At 71.4% G+C, this 23,131-nt stretch carries 18 protein-coding genes; 6 read left to right on the forward strand and 12 right to left on the reverse strand.

The features are described from left to right. Nucleotides 1-142 precede the first annotated feature (142 nt). Nucleotides 143-829, forward strand: coding sequence for a TetR/AcrR family transcriptional regulator (locus KU893_RS00405; protein ID WP_218232326.1), 687 nt, complete (start codon nucleotides 143-145; stop codon nucleotides 827-829). Between the two features lie 100 nt (nucleotides 830-929). Here the strand turns inward: KU893_RS00405 and KU893_RS00410 are convergent, their stop codons facing one another. Further along, nucleotides 930-2,210 carry an acetyl-CoA C-acetyltransferase gene (locus KU893_RS00410; protein ID WP_218232327.1) on the reverse strand — a complete coding sequence of 427 codons (1,281 nt, stop codon included), beginning with the start codon at nucleotides 2,208-2,210 and terminating at the stop codon, nucleotides 930-932. A 96-nt stretch (nucleotides 2,211-2,306) separates the two neighbouring features. Here KU893_RS00410 and KU893_RS00415 point away from each other — a divergent pair, with 96 nt between their 5' ends. After that, on the forward strand, nucleotides 2,307-3,641 hold the full coding sequence (locus KU893_RS00415; protein WP_218232328.1) for a 3-oxoacyl-ACP reductase: 1,335 nt from the start codon (nucleotides 2,307-2,309) through the stop codon (nucleotides 3,639-3,641). 2 nt (nucleotides 3,642-3,643) lie between these two features. Then, nucleotides 3,644-4,489 carry a MaoC family dehydratase gene (locus KU893_RS00420; protein WP_218232329.1) on the forward strand — a complete coding sequence of 282 codons (846 nt, stop codon included), beginning with the start codon at nucleotides 3,644-3,646 and terminating at the stop codon, nucleotides 4,487-4,489. 5 nt (nucleotides 4,490-4,494) lie between these two features. Here KU893_RS00420 and KU893_RS00425 read toward each other — a convergent pair whose 3' ends face one another. The 6 genes from KU893_RS00425 to KU893_RS00450 all read right to left on the reverse strand — a co-directional run bounded on the left by KU893_RS00425 (nucleotide 4,495) and on the right by KU893_RS00450 (nucleotide 12,716). Then, entirely contained in the window at nucleotides 4,495-6,573 is a 2,079-nt protein-coding gene (locus KU893_RS00425; RefSeq protein ID WP_218232330.1) for an elongation factor G-like protein EF-G2, read from the reverse strand. Between the two features lie 148 nt (nucleotides 6,574-6,721). Next, nucleotides 6,722-7,600 carry an acyl-CoA thioesterase gene (locus KU893_RS00430; RefSeq protein WP_246591394.1) on the reverse strand — a complete coding sequence of 293 codons (879 nt, stop codon included), beginning with the start codon at nucleotides 7,598-7,600 and terminating at the stop codon, nucleotides 6,722-6,724. After that, the gene (locus KU893_RS00435) at nucleotides 7,600-8,547 is read right to left on the reverse strand and encodes a proteasome assembly chaperone family protein (RefSeq protein WP_218232331.1); all 948 of its coding nucleotides are present in this window, start codon (nucleotides 8,545-8,547) and stop codon (nucleotides 7,600-7,602) included. The genes KU893_RS00430 and KU893_RS00435 overlap by 1 nt, the downstream gene beginning before the upstream one ends. Before the next feature lie 55 nt (nucleotides 8,548-8,602). After that, a complete protein-coding gene (locus KU893_RS00440; protein WP_218232332.1) occupies nucleotides 8,603-9,856 on the reverse strand; it encodes a gluzincin family metallopeptidase in 1,254 nt (417 codons plus the stop codon). After that, nucleotides 9,837-11,759 carry a 1-deoxy-D-xylulose-5-phosphate synthase gene (gene dxs, locus KU893_RS00445; protein ID WP_218232333.1) on the reverse strand — a complete coding sequence of 641 codons (1,923 nt, stop codon included), beginning with the start codon at nucleotides 11,757-11,759 and terminating at the stop codon, nucleotides 9,837-9,839. The genes KU893_RS00440 and dxs overlap by 20 nt, the downstream gene beginning before the upstream one ends. Nucleotides 11,760-11,777: 18 nt before the next feature. Continuing rightward, nucleotides 11,778-12,716: an SMP-30/gluconolactonase/LRE family protein gene (locus tag KU893_RS00450; RefSeq protein ID WP_218232334.1), complete on the reverse strand. Its 939-nt coding sequence runs from the start codon at nucleotides 12,714-12,716 to the stop codon at nucleotides 11,778-11,780. A gap of 44 nt (nucleotides 12,717-12,760) precedes the next feature. On the opposite strand from KU893_RS00450, the gene KU893_RS00455 reads away from it, so the two are divergent. Further along, the gene (locus KU893_RS00455; RefSeq protein ID WP_218232335.1) at nucleotides 12,761-13,516 is read left to right on the forward strand and encodes a class I SAM-dependent methyltransferase; all 756 of its coding nucleotides are present in this window, start codon (nucleotides 12,761-12,763) and stop codon (nucleotides 13,514-13,516) included. Here the strand turns inward: KU893_RS00455 and KU893_RS00460 are convergent, their stop codons facing one another. The 3 genes from KU893_RS00460 to KU893_RS00470 all read right to left on the reverse strand — a co-directional run bounded on the left by KU893_RS00460 (nucleotide 13,517) and on the right by KU893_RS00470 (nucleotide 14,746). Continuing rightward, nucleotides 13,517-14,104 (reverse strand): thioredoxin-like domain-containing protein, encoded by a 588-nt coding sequence (locus KU893_RS00460; protein ID WP_218232336.1) that lies wholly within the window; start codon nucleotides 14,102-14,104, stop codon nucleotides 13,517-13,519. It abuts the gene before it with no gap. Nucleotides 14,105-14,241: 137 nt separating this feature from the next. After that, complete coding sequence (locus KU893_RS00465) at nucleotides 14,242-14,541, reverse strand: thiamine-binding protein (protein WP_218232337.1); 300 nt, start codon at nucleotides 14,539-14,541, stop codon at nucleotides 14,242-14,244. 13 nt (nucleotides 14,542-14,554) lie between these two features. Beyond that, a complete protein-coding gene (locus KU893_RS00470; RefSeq protein WP_218232338.1) occupies nucleotides 14,555-14,746 on the reverse strand; it encodes a hypothetical protein in 192 nt (63 codons plus the stop codon). Nucleotides 14,747-15,039: 293 nt separating this feature from the next. On the opposite strand from KU893_RS00470, the gene KU893_RS00475 reads away from it, so the two are divergent. Then, complete coding sequence (locus KU893_RS00475) at nucleotides 15,040-17,445, forward strand: alkaline phosphatase family protein (protein WP_218232339.1); 2,406 nt, start codon at nucleotides 15,040-15,042, stop codon at nucleotides 17,443-17,445. A 90-nt stretch (nucleotides 17,446-17,535) separates the two neighbouring features. Here KU893_RS00475 and KU893_RS00480 read toward each other — a convergent pair whose 3' ends face one another. Both KU893_RS00480 and KU893_RS00485 read right to left on the reverse strand, forming a co-directional pair. Further along, nucleotides 17,536-20,355 carry an aconitate hydratase gene (locus tag KU893_RS00480; RefSeq protein ID WP_218232340.1) on the reverse strand — a complete coding sequence of 940 codons (2,820 nt, stop codon included), beginning with the start codon at nucleotides 20,353-20,355 and terminating at the stop codon, nucleotides 17,536-17,538. Nucleotides 20,356-20,486: 131 nt separating this feature from the next. Beyond that, entirely contained in the window at nucleotides 20,487-22,397 is a 1,911-nt protein-coding gene (locus tag KU893_RS00485; protein WP_218232341.1) for an ABC transporter ATP-binding protein, read from the reverse strand. Nucleotides 22,398-22,555: 158 nt separating this feature from the next. On the opposite strand from KU893_RS00485, the gene KU893_RS00490 reads away from it, so the two are divergent. Continuing rightward, complete coding sequence (locus KU893_RS00490) at nucleotides 22,556-23,131, forward strand: dihydrofolate reductase family protein (RefSeq protein WP_218232342.1); 576 nt, start codon at nucleotides 22,556-22,558, stop codon at nucleotides 23,129-23,131.

Genomic DNA, 23,131 nt, shown 5'->3' on the forward strand with positions numbered 1-23,131 from the left:
GTGCGCTACCGCGACGGCAAGTCCGCCGACGAGGCGGACACGATCGAGACGGTGCGCGCGCTCGCGACTCCCTGAGCCGCGCGCCGTCTCGCCCCGACGGAGATGTTGCAACACCGAGTTGCACGTCTCGTACACTTCACCCATGGCGACGAACGCACCGGTGACCGACGGGCGCCGCAAGGCAGCGGCTGCGCGTCGCAGGGCCCGGCAGGCGGAGATCATCACCGCGACCCGGCAGATCTTCGACTCGAAGGGCGTCCGCGACGTCCAGATCGAGGAGATCGCGAGCGCGGTCGGGATCAACCGGGCGATCGTCTACCGGCACTTCACCGGCAAGGAGGAGCTGTTCGCGCTCACCCTGGTCGGCTACCTCGAGGAGCTGCACGACGCGATGGCGGCGGCCGCGGCGAGCGCGAGCGCGCCGGGCGAGAAGCTGGAGCGGATCGTGGGGGCCTTCGTCGACTACGGCGTCGCCCACCCGGCGTTCGTCGACTGCGCGCAGGCGCTGATGGTGCGGCCCGGCGACGAACTGCTCGACGAGATCGCGGAGGGGCCGCTGTTCCGGCTCGGGCGCGGCATCACCTCCTGCCTGACCGTCCTCTCCGACACCCTGAGCCACGGCGTCGAGCAGGGCGCGTTCACGCTCAGCGACGACCCGGTGCTGCTCGCCAACGCGCTCTACGCCAGTGGGCTCGGCGCGCTGCAGCTGGCCCGGCTCGGGATCCTGGTCAGCGAGGCCGCCCCGGGCATCCCGACGGTCGGGCAGATCTCGGCGGCGCAGGTGCGCTCCTACCTGGTGCGCTCGGCGCTCGCCCTCGTCACCGCCTGACGAGCAGTCATCAAGACGAAGGCCCGTCCCCCACCAGGGGGGACGGGCCGTCTCGATACGCCCTCGGCTAGCGCCTCGGGCTACTCGACGAGCTCGGTCGTCAGCGCTCCATGATGGCGACGACGCCCTGGCCACCGGCCGCGCAGACCGAGATCAGCGCCCGGCCGCCGCCGTTGGCCTTGAGCAGCTTGGCCGTGTTGGCCACGATCCGCCCGCCGGTGGCGGAGAACGGGTGACCCGCGGCGAGCGAGGAGCCCTTGACGTTGAGCTTGGCCCGGTCGATCGAGCCGAGGGGCGCGTCGAGCCCGAGGCGCTCCTTGCAGAACACGGGGCTCTCCCACGCCGCGAGCGTGGAGAGCACCTGCGAGGCGAAGGCCTCGTGGATCTCGTAGAAGTCGAAGTCCTGCAAGGTAAGGCCGTTGCGCTGCAGCATCCGCGGGACGGCGTACGCCGGCGCCATGAGCAGGCCCTCGGCACCGTTGACGAAGTCGACGGCGGCGACCTCGGAGTCGACGAAGTACGCGAGCACCTCGAGGCCGTGGGCCTCGGCCCACTCGTCGGTGCCGAGGAGGACGGCGGAGGCGCCGTCGGTCAGCGGGGTCGAGTTGGCGGCGGTCATGGTGGCCGCCTCGCCCTTGCCGAAGACCGGCTTGAGCTTGGCCAGCTTCTCCAGCGAGGAGTCGGCACGCAGGTTGTTGTCGCGCTCGAGGCCGCGGAACGGCGTGACCAGGTCGTCCTGCCAGCCCTCGTCGTACGACGCCGCGAGGTTGTGGTGCGAGGTGACGGCCAGCTCGTCCTGCGCCTCGCGGGTGATCTGCCACTCCAGCGCGGTCAGCGCCTGGTGCTCGCCCATGGAGAGCTTGGTGCGCGGCTCGCCGTTGGACGGGACGGCGAGGCCGATGTCACCGGGGCGGATGGTCGCGAGGATCGCGAGGCGGTCCTTGGTGCTGCGCGCGTTGTTGAGCTGGATCAGCTTCTTGCGCAGCTTCTCGGAGATCGCGATGGGCGCGTCCGAGGTGGTGTCGACGCCTCCACCGATGCCGGAGTCGATCTGCCCGAGCTTGATCTTGTTGGCGATGTAGTTGATCGCCTGCAGGCCGGTGCCGCAGGCCTGCTGCAGGTCGATGGCCGGGGTCTCGGGGGCGAGCCGGGTGCTCAGCACCGACTCGCGGACCAGGTTGAAGTCGCGGCTGTGCTTGAGGACGGCGCCACCGGCGACCTCACCCAGACGTTCGCCCTCGAGCCCGAAGCGCGCCACGAGGCCGTCGAGAGCAGCGGTCAGCATCTCCTGGTTGGAGGCGGTGGCGTAGGCACCGTTGGAACGGGCGAACGGAATGCGGTTACCGCCCAGTACGGCGGCCCGGCGAACAGTCTCGGTCATGGGTCAATCCTCACTCAGCGGGGCCCGTCGGAGAACCGATTGAGGGCGAGATCACGAAATGTGGACTCAGAGTTACACATCTAGTTACATGGTGTCATGACTGACAAGTACCAGGGCTTCGTGAGCTCCCCGATCGGCAAGCTCCTCGTCAAGAACCTCGGACTGCCGAACCCCACCAAGCTGGACCGCTACCGGGCCGGCGACCCGCTGGTCGACGGCACCGTCCTCGTCGGTGGCCGTGGTCGCGTGGTCGAGTCGCTGCCGGGCCTGCTCGACGTGCTGGGCATCGCCTCGGTCACCGCGCAGGCCGAGGGCGAGAAGTACAAGGGCCTGGTCTTCGACGCCACCGGCATCACGACGGTCGAGCAGCTCGTCGAGCTGCAGACCTTCTTCACCCCGGTCATGCGCAGCCTGAAGAGCTGCGCCCGCGTCGTCGTCATCGGTACGCCGCCGGCGCTGGTCGAGGGCAGCGAGCAGGTCGCGCAGCGCGCCCTCGAGGGCTTCACCCGCAGCCTGGGCAAGGAGATCGGCAAGGGCGGCACCGTCCAGCTGGTCTACGTCGCGACCGGCTACGAGGACTCGGTCCTGTCCACCCTCGGCTTCCTGCTCAGCCCGAAGTCGGCCTACGTCTCGGGCCAGGTGGTCCGCATCGGCGCCCACGAGGAGACCCACGGCGCGGCGCTCACCGACTGGACCCAGCCGCTGGCCGGCAAGGTCGCCTTCGTGACCGGCGCCAGCCGCGGCATCGGCGAGGAGATCGCCCGCGTGCTGCACCGCGACGGCGCGAAGGTCGTCGGCCTCGACGTCCCGCAGGCCGCCGCCGAGCTGGTCAAGGTCATGAACGAGCTCGACGGTGACTGGCTCACCCTCGACATCACCGCGCCCGACGCGCCGCAGCGCATCGCCCACCACCTCAAGGAGAAGCACGGTGGTGTGGACATCGTCGTGCACAACGCGGGTGTGACGATGGACAAGAAGCTCGCCAACCAGACGCCGGAGCGCTTCGGCAAGGTGCTGCAGATCAACCTCGAGGCGCCCGAGCGGATCACCGCCGAGCTGCTCGCCCAGAAGGTGGTCAACCCCAACGGCCGGATCATCGGCGTCGCCTCGATCGCGGGCATCGCCGGCAACCTGGGCCAGACCAGCTACGCGGCCTCGAAGGCCGGCGTCATCGGCTTCGTGGACTCGCTGGCTGAGAAGCTCGAGGACGGCATCACGATCAACGCCGTCGCGCCGGGCTTCATCATCACCCAGATGACCGCCGCCGTTCCGTTCGCGACCCGCGAGGTCGGCCAGCGCCTCAACGCGATGTCCCAGGGCGGCCTGCCGGTCGACGTCGCCGAGACCATCGCCTGGTACGCCTCCCCCGCCTCGACCGCCGTCAACGGCAACGTCGTGCGGGTCTGCGGCCAGATGATGCTGGGAGCCTGACCATGGCGCTCCCCGTGATGCTGAAGGCCGCGCTGCCCGCAGTCCCCGGCGTGAACCAGCTACCTGGCATCAAGAAGTCCGGCGGTGCACTGCCGGACCTCACGCTGTCGCGCAACGACGTGCTGGTGGAGCGCTCGGCCGTGGAGCGGTACGCCGCCGTGTGCGGCTTCCCGAACCGCGACGTCGCGCCGGTGCCCTACCTGCACATGCTGGCGTTCCCGCTGCACCTGCAGCTGATGACCGACGCGAGGTTCCCCTTCCCGGCCATCGGATCGGTGCACCTGGAGAACACCATCGTCCAGCACCGTCCGGTGGCGATCGGCGAGACCGTGTCGCTCTCGCTGAGGGCCGACAACCTGCGGGCCAGCACCAAGGGCCGCGCCTGGGACATGAACGTCACCGGCACCGTGGGTGACGAGGTCGTGTGGGAGTCGGTGTCGACGTACCTGCGGGTCGGCAAGGGCGACAAGGACAACGGCGACCCCGGGATGTCGCTGAACGCGATCACGGCAAAGGGCCCGGTGTGGAGCATCCCGGAGAACATCGGGCGCACGTACGGCGCGGTGTCGGGCGACCGGAACCCGATCCACCTCTACCCGCTGACCGCGAAGGCGCTGGGCTTCCCGCGCCACATCGCGCACGGCATGTGGAGCAAGGCCCGCTGCATCGCGGCCCTGGAGAACCGGCTGCCCGACGCGGTCAAGGTCGAGGTCGCGTTCAAGAAGCCGATCTTCCTGCCCGGCAAGGCGCAGTTCGGCGCCGAGGCCAACGCCACCGGGTGGGACTTCACCCTGGTGAACCCCAAGAACGGCGCGCCCCACCTGCTGGGTCGCACCACCGCGCTGTAGCTCCGTCAGTGGTGCAGGCGCGGTGTCACCTGCCGCGCCTGCTCCTCGGGCATCGGCTCGTAGTGCGCGAAGGTGCGGGTGAAGGTGCCCGCACCTCGCGTCGCGGCCCGCAGGTCGACGGCGTAGTGCACCAGCTCGCGCTGAGGGACGTGTGCCCGCACGAGGGTCCGGCCGCCGTCGACGTTCTCGTTGCCGAGCAGCCGGGCCCTGCGCGCGGACAGGTCGCTCATCACCGCGCCGACCAGGTCGTCGGGGACGAGGACACCGACGTCGTCGTACGGCTCCAGCATGGAGACCCCGGACGCCTCGGCGGCCTCGCGCAGCGCCAGGGCGCCGGCGCTCTGGAACGCCATGTCGGAGGAGTCGACGCTGTGCGCCTTGCCGTCGGTGAGGGTGACCCGCAGGTCGACGACCGGGTAGCCGTGGCGCAGGCCGCGCTCCATCTGGGCGCGGACCCCCTTCTCGACACTGGGGATGTAGTTGCGCGGCACCGAGCCACCCACCACCTTGTCGACGAACTCGAAGCCGCTGCCCTCGGGCAGCGGCTCGATCTCGATGTCGCAGATGGCGTACTGACCGTGCCCGCCGGACTGCTTGACGTGCCGGCCGTGGCCCGCCGCCCGACCGGCGACGCACTCGCGCAACGGGACCAGCAGCTCGCGCTGCTCGACGGCGACCCCGTGCCGGTCGGCCAGCCGTTCCAGCACGACGTCCGCATGGGACTCCCCCATCACCCACAGCACGAGCTGTCCGGTCTCGGCGTTGTGCTCGACCCGCAGGCTGGGGTCCTCGGCGGCCAGCCGCCCGAGCGCCTGGGAGAGCTTGTCCTCGTCGGAGCGGGTGGCCGCCTCGATCGCCACTGGCAGCAGCGGGTCCGGCATCGACCAGGGCCGCAGCACCAGGGGCTTGTCGACGGCCGAGAGGGTGTCGCCGGTCTCGGCGCGGGAGAGCCGGGCGACGGTCGCGAGGTCGCCGGCCAGCACCCGGGCGGCGGGCACCTGCGCGGCCCCGAAGGGGTGGCCGAGGGCGCCGATCCGCTCGTCCTCGTCATGGTCCTCGTGGCCGGCGTCGGCGGCGAAGAAGGAGGAGAAGTGGCCGGACACGTGCACCGCGGTGTCCGGCTCGAGGGTCCCGGAGAAGACCCGCACCAGGCTGACCCGGCCGACGTACGGGTCGCCGGCGGTCTTCACCACCTCGGCGACCAGCGGCCCCGTCGGGTCGCACGACACCCGGCCGACGGCCGCGCCGGCGGGGGTGAACACCTCGGGCGAGGTGTGCTCCAGCGGTGAGGGGAAGCCGTCGACGCACAGGTCGAGCAGCTCGCCGAGCCCGACCCCGGTGGCGGCACAGACCGGGACCACCGGGTGGAAGGTGGCCCGGGCGACCGCGGTCTCCAGGTCGGCGACCAGGACGTCGAGGCCGACCTCCTCGCCGCCGACGTACCGGTCCATCAGGTCCTCGTCCTCGGACTCCTCGATGACCGCCTCGATCAGCTCGCCCCGGCGCGGGTCGTCGGTGTCGCCGGTGAGCAGGCCGGTCAGTCCGTCCGTGCCGGTGAGGTAGACCGGGAGCACCTTGCCACCGAACGCCGCGCGGGCCTGCGCGACGACGGCGTCGACGTCCGCGCGCGGGTGGTCGAGCTTGGAGACCACCACCGCACGGGGCATCGCGACCTGGTCGCACTCGCGCCACAGGGCGCGGGTGCCCTCGTCGACCTCCTCGTTGGCCGCGATGACGAACAGCGCACAGTCGGCGGCGCGCAGCCCGGCGCGGAGGTCACCGACGAAGTCGGCGTACCCGGGGGTGTCGACGAGGTTCACCTTCACCCGTCGGTGCACGAGCGGCGCGACCGCCAGCGAGATCGAGCGGCCGTGGCTGCGCTCGGCCTCCTCGGTGTCACACACCGTCGTGCCGTCGGCCGTGCTGCCCGCCCGGTTGATCGCCCCGGTGTGCACGAGCAGGGCCTCCACGAGGGAGGTCTTGCCCGAGTGGGAAGGCCCGACCAGGACCACGTTGCGTACCTGGTCGGGCCCGGTCACCGCGAGGTCGTGCTCGCCCCGCCTCTCTGCGCGCTTGTCCGCCATGGGTTCACGTAACTCCTGTGCGGCGACGGGCACAAGGGCCGTGAGGCAGAGAGCGAATGGATTTCGACGCGCCGACGCGACTTCGTCCCTCAGTCGCGTCGCTTGCTCAATCTGCGGACGCCCACGCAGCCCGCTCGTTCCTCGCGGGCTACTGCGTCCTTGGCCGGATCAGGCCTTCCTGCGCGACCGTCGCGACCAGGGTGCCGTCCTGGGTGAAGATCCGGCCCAGGGCGAGGCCGCGGGCGCCGCTCGCCGAGGGGGACCACTGGTCGTAGAGCCACCACTCGTCGGCCCGGAACGGCCGGTGGAACCAGATGGTGTGGTCGAGGGAGGCCATCTGCACCTGGTGCGGCCCGTGCTCGGGGTGCGCGGCGAGCGTCGCGCCGAGCAGGGAGACGTCGCTGGCGTAGGTGAACGTCGCGAGGTGCTCCAGCGGGTCGTCGCTGAGGCGGCCGTCGACCCGGATCCAGACCTGGGTCCGCGACGGGTGCATCGGGTCCGGCTCCAGGCCATGGGCGGAGTTGCCGAGCCAGCGCACGTCGAGCGCGGCCCACTCCTTGCTCAGCCCGTCGTCGGCGCCGCGCTCGGCCATCAGCGCCATCAGGTCGAGACCGTCCTCGGGCGGCTTGACCGCGGGCATCACGTCCTGGTGCTCGAGGCCGTCCTCGGCACGCTGGAAGTTGAGCGACTGGTAGTAGATCGGGCGGCCGTGCTGACGGGCGAGCACCCGTCGGGTCGCGAACGACTTGCCGTCGCGGATCCGCTCGACGTCGTAGATGATCGGCACGTTGTAGTCGCCGGGCAGCAGGAAGTAGGAGTGCAGCGAATGCACCTGCATCCCCTCCTCGACCGTCCGTGACGCGGCGATCAGCGACTGGGCGGCCACCTGGCCGCCGTACACGCGTTGGCGGATGGTCTCCGGCTGCTGGCCACGGAACAGGTCGGTGTCGAGCTGCTCGAGGTCGAGCAGGGCGACCAGCTTCCGGGTCGCCTCCCCCATCACGCGCTCGGTCTTGGGCTCGGTCATCACGCGCCTCCGGTCTCGTCGGGCCCCTCGAGGCCGGCCAGGAACTGCTCGAACTGGCGGCCGATCTCCTCGCCCGTCGGCAGCGGCTCGTCCTCGGCGAGCAGGCTGCTGCCCTCCTCCTCGGCACGCGCGAAGGTGTCGTACTGCTGCTCCAGCGCGGTGACGACGTCCTGGACCTCGTCGTTGGCGGAGAGGTAGCGGCCGATCTCCTCCTCGCGGTCGTCGGCGGACTCACGCAGCTCGGAGAGGTCGATGGTCAGCCGGGCGGCGAGCTCGACCTGCTCGAGCAGGGACACCGAGGCGCGCGGGTAGTCGAGCTGGGCGAGGTAGTGGGGCACGTGGGCGACGAAGCCCTGAGCGTCGTGGCCCCAGTCGCCGAGCCGGACCTCGAGCAGTGCCTGAGCGCTGCTCGGCACCCGGAGCTCGCCGCGCCACGGGCTGGTGCCGGTGAGCAGGTCGGGGTTGTTGGCGTGGTGGGTGATCGCGATCGGCCGGGTGTGCGGCACCGCCATCGGGACCGAGCCCATCGAGACGACCAGCGTGATGCCGAAGCGCTGGACGACCTCGCGCACGCCGCGGCAGAAGGCCTCCCAGCGGATGTCGGGCTCCGGTCCGTGCAGGAGCAGGTACGGCGTCCCGCCGGAGTCGCGCAGCATCCGGACGACCAGCCGCGGCGCCTCGTAGCCCTCGTAGTGGTCGCGCGCGAAGGTCAGGGGCGGGCGCCGCGCGCGGTAGTCGTGGAGCTGGTCGACGTCGAAGGTCGCGACCACGACGCCCCCGCCGTCGGTGGAGAACGCACCGGTCCGCACCAGGTGGCGCGACGCGAGCGCGCCGGCGTTGCCGGCGTCGAGGAAGCCGTCGAGCGCGACCACGAGCGCGAGGTCCTCGACGCCCTCCAGCTCGGGCACCTCGTCGACGATGTGGACGAGGCGGGGCGATGAGGTCACACGGAAAGCCTAGTGGTCGCCCCGTCGAGCCGGTTCCGCCACCGGCTACTGGCCGCTACTGGCCCGAGTAGGTGCGTTCCATCAGTCCCACACCGCGCTGGGCCAGCTGCGCGGGACCGACGCCGAGGACTGCGGGCAGCACCTGCGCCTGGTCGGCCCCGTCGGCGAGGCGGTCGAGCAGGACGAAGAGCATCGGCGCGCCGTAGACGCTGGCGACGTACTCACACACCCACCAGGACACGGCGTACCAGCCCTCGGCGTCCGGACCGCCGAACTCGGCGGAACCCGGCAGGTCGGTGACCGTCGCGGCGAGGTCGAGCGCCCGGGCGGGCAGCCGGCGGCGGGCCGGTGTCATCGGCTGGACGGAGACGTACTCGGCGACGCCCTCGCTGAGCCACAGCGGTGCGCCGCGGCCGCGGGAGCCGAGCGTGGCGTGGGTGAGCTCGTGGCGCACCAGCCGGCCGAGCACGCCGGAGGGCTGGTCCAGGACACGCGGGTTGAGGAAGACCCGGTAGGACGCGACGCCCTGGCGGGGGTCGGTCCTGTCGACGGGCACGGCGATCGTGAGGCCGTCCGCGCGGTCGGGGTCGCCCACGGTCTGGTCGGTGAGGCCGTGCAGGAACGCCGGGTCGCCCACGGCGTACACGACCACGCCCGAGGGGGTGGCGCCACTGGTCGACCCGATCGTGCTGCGCACGTCGGAGCGGCCGCTGCTGGCCGCGTCCAGCACCGTGCCGGCGCGACGCACCGTCGTGTCGTCGAAGATGCCGAGGACGCCCACGGACCGCTCGACCCGGACCGGACCGACGTCCCACGGCTGCACGTTGCCGGGGTGCGCGGCCTCCCACGTGTCGTCGGTGGTCGAGGTGATGAGCAGTCGGCGGCCGTCGCGGGCCGGGGTGAACAGGAACCTGTCTCGGGTCCGGGACGGCGCGGTGTCGTAGCCGTCGAGGCCGAGGCTGAGCACCACCTCGACCCAGTAGTCCTCGCTGCCCTCGACCGGGGTGATCGTCTCGGTGGCGAGCTCGTAGTGGAGCTCGCCCACCGGCAGCTGGGCGAGGTTGTCGAAGTAGACCTGCTGTTCCTCGACCAGACCCGCGTCGGAGCGGTCCAGGGCGCGCCGGAACCGGGCGATGTCGTGGGTGCGCAGCCCGCGCGCCCGCTTGTCGAGGGTCCTCTGCATCAGCGTCGCGACGTCGTCGTACCCGCTGCCGGCGTACGGCGGCGGCGGGTCGTCGGTACAGGCGGCGAGCGGGAGCAGGAGGAGCGGCAGGACTGCGGCCAGGCTCCTAGCGCGAACCGTCGACATCGAGGAGTGCCCGTCCTTCCGGAGCGGGCTCCTCGACGCCGTCCCGAGCGATGTCGTGGAGGACCTCGAGGGCGATCGCCGAAGGGGTGAGACCGATCCGCTCGAGGATCGCGGCCCGCTTGGCGTGGTCGAGGAACTCCTGCGGGATGCCGTGGATCCGCACCGGGGTACGGACGTCGGCCGCCGCGAGGGTCTGCAGCAGCACCGCGCCGACGCCGCCCACCACGCCGTTGTCCTCGATGGTGACGACGCGGGCGTGGGTGCGGGCGAGCTCGACGAGCGCGGGGTCGACCGGCTTGACCCACCGGGGGTCGACGACCGTGACGCCGATGCCCTGGTCGACCAGCCGCTGGGCGACGTCGACGGCGACCGAGGCCATCGAGCCGACCGAGACGACGAGCACGTCGCGGGCACCGTTGCGGACCAGGACGTCACATCCGCCCTCGGTACCGATCGCCGGGACGTCCTCGGGCGGTGGGCCCTTCGGGAACCGGACGACGGTGGGCGCGTCGGTGACCTCGACCGCCTCGTCGAGGAGCTCACGCATCCGCGTGACGTCGCGGGGCGCCGCCAGCCGCAGACCCGGCACGACCTGCAGGATCGACATGTCCCACATGCCGTTGTGGCTGGCTCCGTCGTCGCCGGTGACACCGGAACGGTCCAGCACGAACGTGACGCCGCACTTGTGCAGCGCGACGTCCATCAGCACCTGGTCGAAGGCGCGGTTGAGGAAGGTCGCGTAGACCGCGAAGACGGGGTGCAGCCCGCCCATGGCCAGGCCGGCCGCGGAGGTCGTGGCGTGCTGCTCGGCGATGCCGACGTCGAAGGTGCGCTCCGGGAACCTGGCCTGGAACTTGTCGAGCCCGACCGGGTGCATCATCGCGGCCGTGATCGCGACGACGTCGGGACGGCGCTCGCCGATCTCAACGACGTGCTCGGCGAAGTGGTCGGTCCAGATCGGGCCCTTGGGCTTCTCGGCTCCGGTCTGCACGTCGAACGGGCCGGGAGCGTGGAACTGGTCGGCCTCGTGCCGCTCGGCCGGGTCGTAGCCGAAGCCCTTGCGGGTGATCGCGTGCACGATGACCGGTCCGCCGAAACGCTTGGCCTGCCCGAGCGCCTGCTCCATGGCCGCGCGGTCGTGCCCGTCGACCGGGCCGACGTACTTGAGGCCGAGGTCCTCGAACAGGCCCTGCGGGGCGAGCGCGTCCTTGAGCCCCTTCTTCATCGCGTGCAGCGCGTCGTAGGCCGCCGCGCCGACGCCGGGGACCGCCGTCAGCCGGCGCTTCACGCTGTCGAGGAGGTGCTCGTAGCGCGGGTTGGTGCGCAGGCTGGTCAGCGCGGTCGCGAGCCCGCCGATGGTCGGCGTGTAGGAGCGACCGTTGTCGTTGACCACGATCACGAGCTTCGAGTCGTGCTGGATCGCGATGTTGTTGAGCGCCTCCCAGGCCATGCCGCCCGTGAGCGCGCCGTCGCCGATCACGGCCACGGTGTGCCGGTCCTCGCCGCGGATCCGGAACGCCTTGGCGATGCCGTCGGCGTAGCTCAGCGCGGTCGACGCGTGGGAGTTCTCGACCAGGTCGTGCTCGGACTCGGCCTGGCTCGGGTAGCCGCTGAGGCCGCCTTCACGCCGCAGCGTGTCGAAGCCGGCGGCGCGGCCCGTGACGAGCTTGTGGACGTAGGACTGGTGACCGGTGTCGAAGACGATCTTGTCGCGCGGCGAGTCGAAGACCCGGTGGATCGCGAGGGTCAGCTCGACGACGCCGAGGTTGGGCCCGAGGTGACCGGTGTTGGTCGCGACGGTGCGGATCATCAGGTCGCGGATCTCGGCCGCCAGCTGGGTGAGCTCGTCCTCGGACAGGGTCCGCAGGTCACGCGGGGAGGTGATGTTCTCGAGGACAGGCATGGCGGCCAGTCTAGGCGGTCACAGGTCGGCGAACGCGATCGCAGGTTCGTGCAGGCTGCCCAGCCAGACCCGGCCCTCGTGCTCCCGTACGCCGGTCACCATGTGGTAGGCCGCGCCGTGCTTCCCCGCAGGCAGGTCGAGGTCGTGGACCAGGGTGCCGTGCTCGTCGTACGCCACGACGCGGACGGTCTGCCTCGGCTTCGGCTGGAACTCCTCCGGCAGCCGGGTGGCCAGCTTGCGCAGCGCCATCGGGCCGCGCTGCAGCCGCTCGACGAGCGGGTCGGTGGGGCTGGCGATGGTGATCCAGATCAGGCCGTCGGAGCCACGGGCGATGTTGTCGGGGTAGCCCGGCAGGTCGGTGACGAGGAAGTCGCGGTTGCCTTCCTTCTCACCGCTGATCCAGTGCCGCACGACCGTGCGGGCGCCGGTCTCGGCGACGCAGACGAAGTCGCCGGCGGCCGACAGCGCGACGCCGTTGGCGAACGCCAGCCCGTCGAGCACGACCGTGACGGTGCCGTCGGGGTCCCGGCGCATCAGCCGGCCGGTGCGGGTGTTGCGGACGAAGTCGTCCTTCCACCGGGCGATCCCGAACTGGGTCGAGGAGTCGGACCACCAGATGGTGCCGTCGGCGGCGATCGCCGCGTTGTTGCAGAACACCATCGCCCGGCCCTCGACCTCGGCCGTGATCAGCTCGGCCTCGCCGCTGGCCGGGTCGACCCAGAGCAGGCCGCGGTGGGCGTCGCACACGAGCAGCCGGCCGTCGGTCGCGAACTCGATGCCGAGCGGCCGTCCACCGGTGTGCGCGACCCGGTCGACCTTCGCGCCGTCGGCGCTGACCCGGAAGATCGCGCCGTCCTCGGTGCCGGTGAAGACACAGCCCTGGTCGGGGCCGGACGTCGCCACGACGACGTCCTCCGCGCCGTGGCCGGGAACAGGGATCACGGTGAGGGAGGTCACGTGCCGACCCTAGCCCTCGTCGCGGCGTGGTCGAGACTGACGGTGTGACGGACCTGTTCGACGAGCAGCTGGCGGCCTGGCAGGAGTATGCGCGGACCCCGTGGGCGCGGATCCGGTACGCCGTGGTCGGCGAGGTGCTCCGTCGCCAGGCCGCAGCGCTCGGAGGGCGGCTTCGGGTCCTCGACGTCGGCGGCGGCGACGGGCAGGACGCACTGCCGCTGGCCCTCGCTGGCCACGACGTGACGGTCGTCGACCCGTCCCCGGCATGGCTCGCCGAGGCAGAGCGGCGGGCCGCCGCGGCCGGGGTCGCGATGTCGACGCTGGCCGGCGGGCTCGACGACCTGCCGGAGGGCGAGTGGGACCTCGTGCTGTGCCACTTCGTGCTTCGCTACCGGCCCGCCGGGGCCGGCGACGTCGCGGCACTGGCCAGCCGGGTCCGCCCCGGCGGGCGGCTGTCGCTGGTCGAGGTGAACCCGGACGGCCGGGTGCTGCGCTCCCTGCTGAACGACGGCCCGACAGCGGCGCTGGAGGAGCTGCACGCCGAGCGCGCCGGCGTCGAGACCTTCCGGACCACGGCCCGCAAGGTCCGCTGGACCGATGCGCGGGACGAGGCGCAGGCCGCGGGACTGCGGGTCCGCGGCCTGTTCGGCAACCGGATCGCCAACGACCTGCTCGTCGACGAGGCCGCCAAGCACGACCCTGCCTTCCGCGACGAGCTGCTCGCCCTCGAGCTGGAGCTGTGTGACCGCGAGCCCTTCAACCGGGTGGGTTTCGCCTGGCAGCTGGTGCTCGAGCGCTGATCAGACGACCGGTCCCCCGACCGGCGGCAGGTCGGCCGGGTCGACTCCCCCGTTGCACGACGCGAACGGCTCGGGCGCGGTGTCACCCGCTCCAAACTGCGCGACGAACAGGGCGATCCGCGGGTCGTCCGGGCCGGTCAGCGCGAGCTGGCGGCCCCAGACCGTGACCACGACCGGCGCCTCCTGGTCGTCGTACGGCGACAGGATGCCGTTGGCCGGCAGCAGCCCGGTCAGCTGGTCGACGCCCGCGGCGTCGACGTCGTCAGGACGGTAGGTCAGCCACACGGTCCCGTGCTCGAGGTCGTGGACGGCGTTGGCCTCCGGGATCGGCTCGTCGTACGCCCCGCACTCGATCCAGTACGGCGCGTGGTCGCCTCCCACGGGCGGGGACTGCGGGTAGTCCGGCTCCTCGCCCGGCGCGACGTGCTGGTTGGTGAGTCCGGGGTACTCCCGCACGGCGTCGAGGCTGCTCGTGTCGAGCGGCTGCTCCCCGTCGTCGCCGGCGTCGGACTCGTCGTCCTTCGCCAGCACGAGCGGCACCAGGACCGCGGTCGCGATGACCAGGACCGCGGCCAGCACGGCGAGCACGACCGGCAGCGGCGAGCGCTTCCGCGCAGGCGGGAAGCCGGGTGGGGGGAAGGCCGGCGGCGGGAACCCGGGCGGTGGCGGGAACCCGGGCGGTGGCGGCGGTGGAGGAGGAGGTGGCGGAGGGAACGGCGGCTGGCTCACCGCTCGAGCGCCCGCTCGACCCGCTCGACCTTGGCGGCCAGCTCACCGGTGAAGCCCGGCCGGATGTCGGCCTTGAGGACCAGCCCGACGCGCGGCGAGGTCGCGGCGACGACGTCGACCGCCTGCTTCACGACCGCCATCACCTCGTCCCACTCCCCCTCGATCGTCGTGAACATCGACGTCGTCTCGTTGGGCAGCCCGGACTCCCGGACCACCCGGACCGCGGCGGCCACCGCCTCGGACACGCCGCCGGTGTCGTCGGAGCTGGAGGGGCTGATGCTGAACGCGACGAGCATGCGTCCACCGTAGTCAGTGCAGCGGTGCCGCCCCCCGGCGGTACGGCTGCTCGTCGCGCAGGTGCCAGACCAGCCAGGCCAGCGGGAAGAAGAGGCCGGCCACGACCACCACCGCCCCACCGGCACCGCGCCGGCGTTCGCCGATCCCGGTGAGCAGCGCGAGCGCCAGGAGTCCGAGTGCCAGGACCACGACGGCGACGACCATGCGTCCAGCGTGGCACACCCGAGGCCCGGAGAACCGGTGGCGACCTTGACCGTCGACGGGGTCACGCGGGGGACAGCCTGTCCAGACAGGCGCGGCCCTGCCTGCCTCTGCTCCCGCGAGATCAATCGTCACCGATCCGGATAGGTCCGGTGAACGGCCGTGATCGGCAGGGAAGCCGCGAACCAACTTGTCTGAACAAGAAGGGGAACACGATTGCTGGAGCGCCAGGTCGTCGGCAGCGTTCTGGCTGTCGCGCCTGCGACCGAACCCCCCTCGACCCACGGAGAAACCAGATGACATCGCAGAACCGCCGCACCCGGCGCGCAGCCGCGGGGCTGGCCGCGGCCGCCCTGGTCCCGCTCACCGTCGCCCAAGCGTCCGGCGCCTGGGCCGACGCCTACAACGGACTGCCGGACGGGACGCGCGCCAACAAGTCCCTCGTGATCGGCGTCGACGGCGCGATGCTGGACGTCTGGCAGGGACTCGACCTGCCGAACCTGAACGCCCTCATGGCAGCCGGCGCGACCTCCACCTTCAACCTGCCCGCCGAGCCCATGGCACCGACCGTCTCCGGCCCCGGGTGGTCCACCATCGCCACGGGCGTGTGGCCGGACAAGCATCGTGTCGTGGACAACTCCTTCGAGGGTGCGGACCGCGCGAACTACCCCGACTACATGACCCGCCTGGAGCGGGCCGACTCCGGGCTGTCCACGCTGGTCGTCGGCACCTGGGGCCCGATCCCCAGCACGATCCTCACCGGCGCCGACGTCCGCCTGCCCCAGCCCGACGACACCGAGACGACCGCACAGGCCACCGACCTGCTGCGCAACGGCAATCCCGATGCGGTCTTCGTCCACCTCGACGAGGTCGACGGCGCTGGTCACAGCTGTGGGCACACCTGCGCCGCCTACCGCACGGCCCTGACCGAGGCCGACGAGCGGATCGGCGCCATCCTCGACGCCGTCCGCGACCGCGCCACCTACGGCGAGGAGAACTGGCAGATCATCGTGACCAACGACCACGGTCACACCTCGACGGGCGGACACGGCGGCAACACCCCGGCGGAACGGGGATCGTTCGTCGTCGCCGTCGGCGACGGCATCGACGCAGCCCAACGACGCTACGACATCAAGAGCGTCGACATCGCACCGTCGGTCCTCGACCACCTCGACGTCACCATCGACCCCGCCTGGAAGCTGGACGGAGCCCCGATCACCGAGCTCGTCGGAGACGACTTCGACTCCGTTCGACCCCACCTGCAGACCCGCGTGGACGAGACGAGGCCGGGGGCTGACGTGCTCGGCTGGACCCACCAGGCGCCCGAGGGCTGGTCCATCGACAACAGCGCGATGCCCGAGGACGGCGTCACCGAGCTGCGGGGCTGGACCTTCACCACGGACGAGTTCTGGACCAACGTCGAGCTCAAGCAGAAGCGAGAGTCCTCGGTGCGGATGCGCGACGTGTTCGCTGTGGCCGACTCCGACGAGTGGGACGACCTCCCGAACAACGGGCCGTTCGACTCCACCTTGGTCAGCCCCACCTACCCCATCAACGGCGCCGGACGGGTCGAGGTCAGCTACGCGACGAACTACCAGTGGGACGGCTCCCGGCAGGTGGGGCAGGTCTACGCCGTGTGGGACGGCGCCGAGCCGCAGCTCGTCCGCGAGTACGGCGACGGCTCGCTGCACAACACCAACGGCTTCGAGAGGATCGACCTCACCCCGCCTGCCGGAGCGACCGGGCTCCAGCTCCGCTTCCGCTACTACGGGGAGAACAGCTACTACTGGGCGCTCGACCAGGTCCGGGTGCACCAGCGCGAGGCCTCCCAGCTGGCGATCACCTCGATCGCCGCCACCACCACCAGCCTGGACACGCCGGGCCCGACCACGCCGTGGCGGGTCGACGCCGATGTGCGGATCGCCAAAGCCGACGGCCGGCCCGCCGCCGGGGCGAAGGTCACCGCACGACTGGTCGCGGACGGCCGCACGAGCGAGCTCACCTCGGTCGCCGATGCCCGCGGGATCGCGACCTTCCGGGCCTACGCCCAGCACGCCGACCGGGCAACGTTCACGGTCATCGACGTCCAGCTGGACGCCCTGCCCTACTTCGCCGAGCTGAACACCGTGACCTCGGTGGATCTGGACCGCCCGCTGGAGGCGCCCCGCGGCACGCTGGCCGCCGTGGCACCGGTCGTCTCCGGCGACGCAGCGGTGGGGCAGCAGGTCACGGCGGCCACCGGCCGCTGGGAGAGCGGCGTGCGCTTCGCCTTCCAGTGGCTGGTGGCGGGTGAACCCGTTCCGGACGCCACCGCAGCGAGCTTCCAGGTCCGCCCCCAGGACCTCGGCAAGCCGCTCGCCGTCCAGCTGCGGGCCTCCAAGGAGGGCTACGACGACCGCGTGGTGACCTCCGACGCCGTCACCGTGCGCGCCGGTCGGATCGACGTGAAGGCACCGGCCATCCTCGGCAGTCGACGGGTGGGCAAGGTTCTCCTCGCCAAGCCCGGACGCGTCACGCCGAGCGGAGTGCAGCTGAGCTACCAGTGGTTCGCCGACGGCAAGCGGATCGCCGGCGCCCAGCAGTCCCGGCTGAGGCTGACCAAGAGGCTGCGCGGCACGCACGTCATGGTCGAGGTCACGGCCCGTCACGACGGGTACGCGCCGAGCGTGGCCACCTCCCGCACCACCCGCAGGATCCGCTGAGGCCGCTCCACCACCGCTCCAACCACCGACGGCCCGTCCCTGAAGGAGGGACGGGCCGTCGGGTCGAGCAGGTGCAGCAGATGCGGCAGGTCAGCCGCGCAGCAGGTTGCGCAGGACGTACTGCATGATGCCGCCGTTGCGGTAGTAGTTCGCCTCGCCGGGGGTGTCGATGCGGACCACGGCGTCGAACTCCACGCCGGTGTCGGTGGTGACCTTGACCGTCGACGGGGTGGTGCCCGCGTTGAGCTCGGTGATGCCGGCGATCGCGAACGTCTCCTCGCCGGTCAGGCCCAGCGACTCGGCGTTCTGGCCCTCGGGGAACTGCAGCGGGATGACGCCCATGCCGATGAGGTTGGAGCGGTGGATGCGCTCGTAGCTCTCGGCGATGACCGCCTTGACGCCCAGCAGCGAGGTGCCCTTGGCCGCCCAGTCGCGCGACGAGCCGGAGCCGTACTCCTTGCCGGCCAGGACGACGAGCGGGATGCCCGCGGCCTGGTAGTTGACCGAGGCGTCGTACACCGTGGTGACGGGGGCGTCGGCAGCCGTGAAGTCACGGGTGAAGCCGCCCTCGGTGCCGGGCGCGATCTGGTTGCGCAGGCGGATGTTGGCGAACGTGCCGCGGATCATGACCTCGTGGTTGCCACGGCGCGAGCCGTAGGAGTTGAAGTCGCGCGGGGCGACGCCGTTCTCCGTGAGGTACTTGCCCGCGGGCGAGTCGGCCTTGATCGAGCCGGCCGGCGAGATGTGGTCGGTGGTGACCGAGTCGCCGAGCTTGAGCAGCACGCGGGCACCGGAGATGTCGGTGACCGGGGCCGGCTGGTCGGGCATGCCGTCGAAGTACGGCGCCTTGCGGACGTACGTCGACGCCTCGTCCCAGGTGAAGGTGTTGCCCTCGGGGGTGGGCAGCGAGCGCCAGCGCTCGTCGCCCTTGAAGACGTCGGCGTAGGACTCGGCGAACATCTCCGAGTTGATCGCGCCCCGGATGGTCTCCTCGACCTCGGCCGGCGAGGGCCAGATGTCCTTGAGGTAGACCGGGTTGCCCTCGGTGTCGTTGCCCAGCGCGTCGTTGAACAGGTCGACGTCCATCGAGCCGGCCAGCGCGTACGCGACGACCAGCGGCGGGGAGGCCAGGTAGTTCATCTTGATGTCAGGGCTGATCCGGCCCTCGAAGTTCCGGTTGCCGGAGAGCACCGAGACGACGGCGAGGTCGTTCTCGTTGACCGCGGCGGAGACCTCGGGGATGAGCGGGCCGGAGTTGCCGATGCAGGTGACGCAGCCGTAGCCGACCAGGTTGAAGCCGAGCTTGTCGAGGTACGGCGTCAGGCCGGCCTTGTCGTAGTAGTCGGAGACGACCTGCGAGCCGGGCGCGAGGGTGGTCTTGACCCACGGCTTGCGGGTCAGGCCCTTCTCGACCGCCTTCTTGGCGAGCAGCGCGGCGCCGATCATGACCGACGGGTTGGAGGTGTTGGTGCACGAGGTGATCGAGGCGATCGTCACCGCACCGTGGTCGAGCGTGAAGGTGGTGCCGTCCTCGAGGGTGACCTGGACGGGGGTGGAGGCCCGGCCACCGTCGGTCGCCGCAGCGGAGAGGTGGGCGCCCGGGGCGTCCTCGCCGTTGGACTGCGCCGGGTCGTGCGAGGGGGCGTCGGAGCCCGGGAAGGACTCGTCGACGGCCTCGTCGTAGCCCTTGGTGTCCTGCACCTCGCCGGCGTAGTCGACCAGCGCGGTACGGAAGGACTGCTTGGCCTCGGACACCAGGACCCGGTCCTGGGGGCGCTTGGGTCCGGCGATCGAGGGGACGACGGTCGCCAGGTCGAGCTCGAGCTTCTCGGAGTAGCGCGGCTCGGCGGTGGGGTCGAGCCAGAGGCCCTGCTCCTTGGCGTACTTCTCGACCAGCGCGATCTGCTCCTCGGAGCGGCCGGTCAGGCGCAGGTAGGTGGTGGTCTCCTCGTCGATCGGGAAGACCGCGATGGTCGAGCCGAACTCGGGCGACATGTTGCCGATGGTGGCGCGGTTGGCCAGCGGCAGGGCCGCGACACCGGGACCGTAGAACTCGACGAACTTGCCGACGACGCCGTGCTTGCGGACCATCTCGGTGATGGTGAGCACCAGGTCGGTGGCGGTGGAGCCCTCGGGCAGCTCGCCGGACAGCTTGAAGCCGACCACGCGCGGGATCAGCATGGAGACCGGCTGGCCGAGCATCGCGGCCTCGGCCTCGATGCCGCCGACACCCCAGCCGACGACGCCGATGCCGTTGACCATGGTGGTGTGCGAGTCGGTGCCGACGCAGGTGTCGGGGTAGGCCAGCAGCTCGCCGTCGACCTCACGGGTGAACACCGTGCGGGCGAGGTGCTCGATGTTGACCTGGTGGACGATGCCGGTGCCCGGGGGGACGACCTTGAAGTCGTCGAAGGCGCCCTGGCCCCAACGCAGGAACTGGTAGCGCTCGCGGTTGCGCTCGTACTCGATCTCCACGTTGCGGGCGAAGGCCTCGGGCGTGCCGAAGACGTCGGCCATGACCGAGTGGTCGATGACCATCTCGGCCGGCGCGAGCGGGTTGATCTTGGTGGCGTCGCCACCCAGGTCGGCCATGGCCTCGCGCATGGTGGCGAGGTCGACGACACAGGGGACGCCGGTGAAGTCCTGCATGATCACGCGCGCGGGCGTGAACTGGATCTCCTTGTCGGGCTGGGCGGTCTCGTCCCAGCCGGCGAGGGCCTTGATGTCCTCGGCCGTGATGTCCGCGCCGTCCTCGGTGCGGAGCAGGTTCTCGAGCAGCACCTTCAGCGAGAAGGGCAGGCTCTCGACGTCGAGGCCCTCTCCCTTGACCGCGTCGAGGCGGAAGATCTCGTAGGACTTGCCGTCCACGTCCAGGGTGCTCTTGGCGCCGAAGCTGTTCTTGCTGGCCATCGCGTCTCCGTCCTCATCGACTTCATCGTGGTCGCTAGGTCTCCTGTTGCATCCTGCCGCCGCGAACGGCGGATCGGATAGTGAGGCTGACCTAAGTCTTGCGGACACCGGACTCCCGATATCTCTTGATATCAAGATACACGATCGGTGGGCAGATCTCCACGGAGGTCCGCGACCGGCGCGTCCTCGGCGAACTGGGTCCGGTACAGCTCCTCGTAGCGGCCCCCCGCGGCGAGCAGGGCCGCGTGGGTCCCCCGCTCCACGATCCGCCCGTCCTCGACGACGGCGATCAGGTCGGCCGCCCGGATCGTGGAGAGCCGGTGCGCGATCACCAGCGCCGTACGGCCCGCGAGCGCCTCCCCGAGCGCCGCCTGCACCGCGGCCTCGGAGGTCGAGTCCAGCGACGCGGTCGCCTCGTCGAGGATCACCACCTGCGGCTGCTTGAGCAGCAGCCGCGCGATGGTCAGCCGCTGCCGCTCGCCGCCGGAGAGCCGGTAGCCGCGCTCCCCCACCACCGTCTCCAGGCCGTCGGGCAGGGCACGGACCAGGTCGGCGAGGCGGGCCCGGCTCAGCGCGTCCCACAGCTCCTGCTCCGTGGCCTCCGGGCGAGCCAGCAGCAGGTTGCCGCGGATGGAGTCGTGGAACAGGTGCCCGTCCTGGGTGACCATGCCGACCGTGGCGCGGATGGAGTCGGCGGTGAGGTCCCGCACGTCCACCCCCGCCAGGCGTACGGCGCCCGCGTCGACGTCGTACAGCCGGGACACCAGCTGCGCGATCGTCGACTTCCCGGCGCCCGAGGAGCCGACCAGGGCCACGACCTGCCCGGGCTCGGCGCGCAGGGAGATGCCGTGCAGCACCTCCTCACCGCCGCGGGTGTCGAGCGTGGCGACCGCCTCGAGCGAGGCGAGCGAGACCTTGTCGGCCGACGGGTAGGCGAACCGGACGTCGTCGAGCTCGACCGCGACCGGGCCGGCGGGCACCGGTCGGGCGTCGGCGCGGTCCTGGATCAGTGGCTCGAGGTCGAGCACCTCGAAGACGCGCTCGAAGCTGACCAGCGCGCTCATCACCTCCACCCGGGCGCTCGCCAGCGCGGTCAGGGGTGCATAGAGACGGGTGAGCAGCAGCGACAGGGCGACCACGTCACCCGCGTCGAGCGTGCCCGCCAGCGCCAGGGTGCCGCCGAGGCCGTAGACCACGGCGACGGCCAGCGCGGAGACCAGGGTGAGCGCGGTGACGAAGGTGGTCTGCACCATCGCCGTGCGCACGCCGATCTCCGCGACCCGCTGGGCTCGGGCAGCGAACTCCGCCGACTCCTGCTCGGGACGCCCGAACAGCTTGACCAGCGTGGCGCCGGGCGCCGAGAAGCGCTCGGTCATCTGGTTGCCCATCGCGGCGTTGTGGTCGGCCGCCTCGCGCTGGATGCCCGCCAGCCGTCGCCCCATCCGCCGCGCCGGGACGACGAAGACGGGGAGCAGGACGAGCGCGAGCAGCGTGACCTGCCACGAGATGCCGAGCATCACGACCAGGGTCAGCGCCAGGGTGACCAGGTTGCCGACGACCCCGGACAGGGTCTGGCTGAAGGCCCGTTGTGCCCCGATCACGTCGTTGTTGAGCCGACTGACCAGCGCCCCGGTGCGGGTCCGGCTGAAGAAGGCGACCGGCATCTGCTGGACGTGGTCGAAGACCGCGGTCCGCAGGTCGAGGATCAGCCCCTCGCCGATGCTCGAGGACAGCCAGCGCGACACCAGCCCCAAGGCGGCGTCGAGCACCGCCAGCACCGCGATCGCGGCCGCCAGGCGGACGACCACCGCGCGCTCGTCACCGGCCACGATCGCGTTGACGACCCGCCCGGCCAGCACCGGCGTCGCGACCGCGAGCCCGGAGGTCACGACGCTGAGCACCACGAACCCGACCAGCTTGCGGCGGTGCGGGCGCGCGAAGCGCAGGATCCGCCGCGCGGTCGCCGCGCTGAACGCCCGCTCCTCGTCCGGCCCGTGCATCCCCCGGTACACCTGGTTCCAGGCGATCGACTCCATGCTCATGTCGGTGACGGTAGAACCTCAAGCCGACCTGAGGACAAGCCGGCGGCGTCACGGCCCGCGGAAATCACCGAAAAAAGATCCGGCCGGCCCGTCGTACCGCTGCTGCCCCGTTCGTGGAGAGGATGTCAGCGCCCCCATCCCGACCCCGGAGGTCACCCATGCGCACCCTGATCTACACCGCCTTCGTCTCCGTCGACGGCGTCGTCCAGGCCCCCGGCCCCGAGGACGGCTACCGCAACGGCGGCTGGACCTTCCAGGGCATCGACTTCCTCCCGGAGGTCTACGAGCTCAAGGGCCGCGAACAGGAGGAGGCGGGCGCGCTGATGCTCGGCCGGGTCAGCTACCAGGCGTTCGCGCCGGTGTGGCCCTCCATGACCGAGGAGTTCCCGAAGTACAACGCGATGCCGAAGTACGTCGTCTCCACCACCCTCGAGGAGGACGACCTCGTCACGAACTGGGGGGAGACCACGATCCTGCGCTCCGTCGACGACGTCGCCGCGCTCAAGGAGACCGACGGCGGCCCGATCTCGATCCACGGCTCGGCGAGCCTGGCCCGCGGCCTCGCCGACGCCGGGCTGCTCGACCGCTACCACCTGCTGGTGTTCCCGTGGGTCCTCGGTGCCGGCAAGCGGATGTGGAGCGAGACCGACAAGGACCGGCAGAAGCTGGAGCTCGTCGAGAGCGCGGCGTACGCCAACGGCGTGCAGAAGCTCTGCTACGACGTCGTGCGCTGA

This window comes from Nocardioides daeguensis (assembly GCF_019192965.1).
Lineage (GTDB): Bacteria > Actinomycetota > Actinomycetes > Propionibacteriales > Nocardioidaceae > Nocardioides > Nocardioides daeguensis.

Coding starts and splice junctions, on each gene's coding strand:
- KU893_RS00470 (WP_218232338.1), bottom strand. CDS start 14,746: ATGGTCGTCGCCGTCGTGGTCCTGGCACTCGGACTCCTGGCGCTCGCG.
- KU893_RS00415 (WP_218232328.1), top strand. CDS start 2,307: ATGACTGACAAGTACCAGGGCTTCGTGAGCTCCCCGATCGGCAAGCTC.
- KU893_RS00430 (WP_246591394.1), bottom strand. CDS start 7,600: ATGACCGAGCCCAAGACCGAGCGCGTGATGGGGGAGGCGACCCGGAAG.
- dxs (WP_218232333.1), bottom strand. CDS start 11,759: ATGCCTGTCCTCGAGAACATCACCTCCCCGCGTGACCTGCGGACCCTG.
- KU893_RS00420 (WP_218232329.1), top strand. CDS start 3,644: ATGGCGCTCCCCGTGATGCTGAAGGCCGCGCTGCCCGCAGTCCCCGGC.
- KU893_RS00480 (WP_218232340.1), bottom strand. CDS start 20,355: ATGGCCAGCAAGAACAGCTTCGGCGCCAAGAGCACCCTGGACGTGGAC.
- KU893_RS00405 (WP_218232326.1), top strand. CDS start 143: ATGGCGACGAACGCACCGGTGACCGACGGGCGCCGCAAGGCAGCGGCT.
- KU893_RS00440 (WP_218232332.1), bottom strand. CDS start 9,856: ATGTCGACGGTTCGCGCTAGGAGCCTGGCCGCAGTCCTGCCGCTCCTC.
- KU893_RS00485 (WP_218232341.1), bottom strand. CDS start 22,397: ATGAGCATGGAGTCGATCGCCTGGAACCAGGTGTACCGGGGGATGCAC.
- KU893_RS00410 (WP_218232327.1), bottom strand. CDS start 2,210: ATGACCGAGACTGTTCGCCGGGCCGCCGTACTGGGCGGTAACCGCATT.
- KU893_RS00465 (WP_218232337.1), bottom strand. CDS start 14,541: ATGCTCGTCGCGTTCAGCATCAGCCCCTCCAGCTCCGACGACACCGGC.
- KU893_RS00425 (WP_218232330.1), bottom strand. CDS start 6,573: ATGGCGGACAAGCGCGCAGAGAGGCGGGGCGAGCACGACCTCGCGGTG.
- KU893_RS00490 (WP_218232342.1), top strand. CDS start 22,556: ATGCGCACCCTGATCTACACCGCCTTCGTCTCCGTCGACGGCGTCGTC.
- KU893_RS00475 (WP_218232339.1), top strand. CDS start 15,040: ATGACATCGCAGAACCGCCGCACCCGGCGCGCAGCCGCGGGGCTGGCC.